Genomic DNA, 2047 nt, shown 5'->3' with positions numbered 1-2047 from the left:
TCGGTCTCGCTGAGCGCCCCCGAATTCGGGACCATCTACGGCAACATCGCCAACGCCCCCGGCGATGACGACGCCAAGAAAGTCATCATCTGGAACCCGGCCAACTGAGCCAACACCGGCCCCGCCAAAAAGCGGGGCCGGAATACTTCCTTCGTGGGTCGGTTCTGGGGCCGCCCTTAGAACGGCCATTCGCGACAACGTCGATGGCGTTCTCCAGACGATAAATCCGAAACGCGCTATCTGCGAACCAGAGTTCGATCGCGGCGGGATCGAGGCTGTCGATCATACTGGGTGTTGGCACCGCGCAGCCCGATGCCCGGATTATCTCGATATTGTGCTGATAGCGGCGGATGCGCTCGGCCATGGCCAGGTCGGGACCATGCTTGAGCAGTTTATCCTTGGGCCATGCCGGCATCTGACAGGTCCTTTCCTTCAGGCCGCTCGCGTAATGGTAAAATCCACATGCACGGCGTCGTAGGGAAAGACGATGCGGCCATTATCAGTCTTTTCCAAGATGCCGGCATCAAGCAGCGCATGGACATCGCTATGGGTGGTCTTGAGAACCCGCTCAACGGCGCGGGCGATACCACGCACGCTCATTGGCTCCCGGCCAGTCATGGCCCGCAGGATCTCCCAGCGGCGCGGCGTCATCGTCCGCCACAGAAGCCCGATTGAGGCAAAGCTCAGCACGCTCCCCTGCGGTTCCCCCCGAAAGGCCGCCGACATGCGCTGGCGGACCTTGTCTAGATCGGAAACGCCAATGGTAACGGTGTTCATCGCTTCAGTCTCCGTTCGATATCGGCCCAGAAATCGGCCTGTAGAGCATCGAGCCCGACAAACACATACTCGAGCTCATCGTCGCCGATCCGCAATGGCATTGGTCTGCCTTCACCGTTTGTGAAGCGGTCCGGCATTGTAGGGCACCGCCTTTATCGCAAATCGTCGAGCAGGTCGGGGTGCCGATCAAGAACTTTCAATAACTGGCTGGTTGGCCCGCTCGGCTCCATCAGCCCGCGCTCATATTTGTCGAAGGCGTTTTCGCCCACCTTGAGCACCGAGCCGGCCTCGCGCTGCGACAGCTTGAGCTTGTTGCGAATGCGCCGGATGGTTGCCGGCGAGGGCAGACCCTCGACTTTTTCCTTGAGAGAACGCAGGGCCGCATCGACCACCTTCATGTCGTGGCCAACATGGACACCATCGCCGCCGCCGGCTGGATAGTAGCCCGGCAGATCAACGGTGATCGTTTCTCCCTTGTAGGTAACGTCGAAGGGCCGGATGCCGCGCGTCAGCACGTCCCCGGTTTCGGGAGAAGCCATGGTGTCGGGAAGAGTCAGTTCTTTTGTACCCATTTCTCATTTCTCCTTGAACGACATTACCTGGAATTCGGTGATCACGTCCGCCTGGAACTTGACGTAGAGCACCAGTCCGCGGGCGGGCACGTGATAGACGTCTTGCCAGACCCGATGATCGGCAAAAGTCGTCATCGACTTCAGGAACATGGACCGCTCGACACCGTTGATGGTCTCAACAATGCCGCCGCGATCGAAGCCGAGACTGGTGGCATCCCGCAGCGCCGATGTCGTCATGGCCAGCGTCTCCACCGATCCCAAGGCCGTCTTGATGGCCTCAAGGTCATAGGTGGGTCGACGTTTTTCCATGGCCAGTATATGCCACCATTAAGGTGGCAGATCAAGATGCAGCGCGTTGAGGCATCCAAGCATGCACCGACGTCGCCGCTCCCCTGGCCAGGGCTTTGGTTGCCATAGGTCTGCTTCTCCGTTCGGGAAGCGGTTGCTTTGTGATCACCCCCTTTTCATGCCGCCTTTGTCCGTCGCGCCGTCCCAGCGTCAACCCCATACGGGGTTCGCCCTTGCTGCGCTGCGGTGACGCCGGTCCTTGGGCTCCTGCCTGTGGGCTGCATCGGGGGATGATCCCCGAGCAACCTCGAAACGGAGATTTTTTCAAATGGCCACCATCGCAACCCTGACCCAGAAGACCGACGGCTCGCTCGAAGGCACCCTTGCCACCCTTAATGTCACCGCCCAGA

General features: G+C 60.0%; 4 protein-coding genes and 1 pseudogene. 1 reads left to right on the top strand and 4 read right to left on the bottom strand.

What is annotated here, in order from left to right:
* Positions 1–108 (top strand): annotated as a pseudogene (locus IH615_RS21285) (DUF736 domain-containing protein); the annotation flags it as partial.
* Here the strand turns inward: IH615_RS21285 and IH615_RS21280 are convergent.
* The 4 genes from IH615_RS21280 to IH615_RS21265 form a co-directional block, all read right to left on the bottom strand.
* A complete protein-coding gene (locus IH615_RS21280) occupies positions 86–415 on the bottom strand; it encodes a hypothetical protein (protein WP_291365168.1) in 330 nt (109 codons plus the stop codon). The pseudogene IH615_RS21285 and the gene IH615_RS21280 sit on opposite strands and share 23 nt — an antisense overlap.
* A gap of 17 nt (positions 416–432) precedes the next feature.
* Positions 433–777, bottom strand: coding sequence for a transcriptional regulator (locus tag IH615_RS21275; RefSeq protein ID WP_291365167.1), 345 nt, complete (start codon positions 775–777; stop codon positions 433–435).
* Positions 778–929: 152 nt separating this feature from the next.
* Entirely contained in the window at positions 930–1349 is a 420-nt protein-coding gene (locus IH615_RS21270) for a type II toxin-antitoxin system MqsA family antitoxin (protein ID WP_291365165.1), read from the bottom strand.
* Between the two features lie 3 nt (positions 1350–1352).
* Entirely contained in the window at positions 1353–1658 is a 306-nt protein-coding gene (locus IH615_RS21265; protein ID WP_291365163.1) for a type II toxin-antitoxin system MqsR family toxin, read from the bottom strand.
* Positions 1659–2047: the final 389 nt, after the last annotated feature.

Origin of the sequence: Devosia sp., from assembly GCF_014860165.1 — a bacterium.
Taxonomy (GTDB): Bacteria; Pseudomonadota; Alphaproteobacteria; order Rhizobiales; family Devosiaceae; genus Devosia.
The sequence above is the reverse complement of the archived record's forward strand: the minus strand, read 5'-3'. Positions and strand labels throughout refer to the sequence as shown.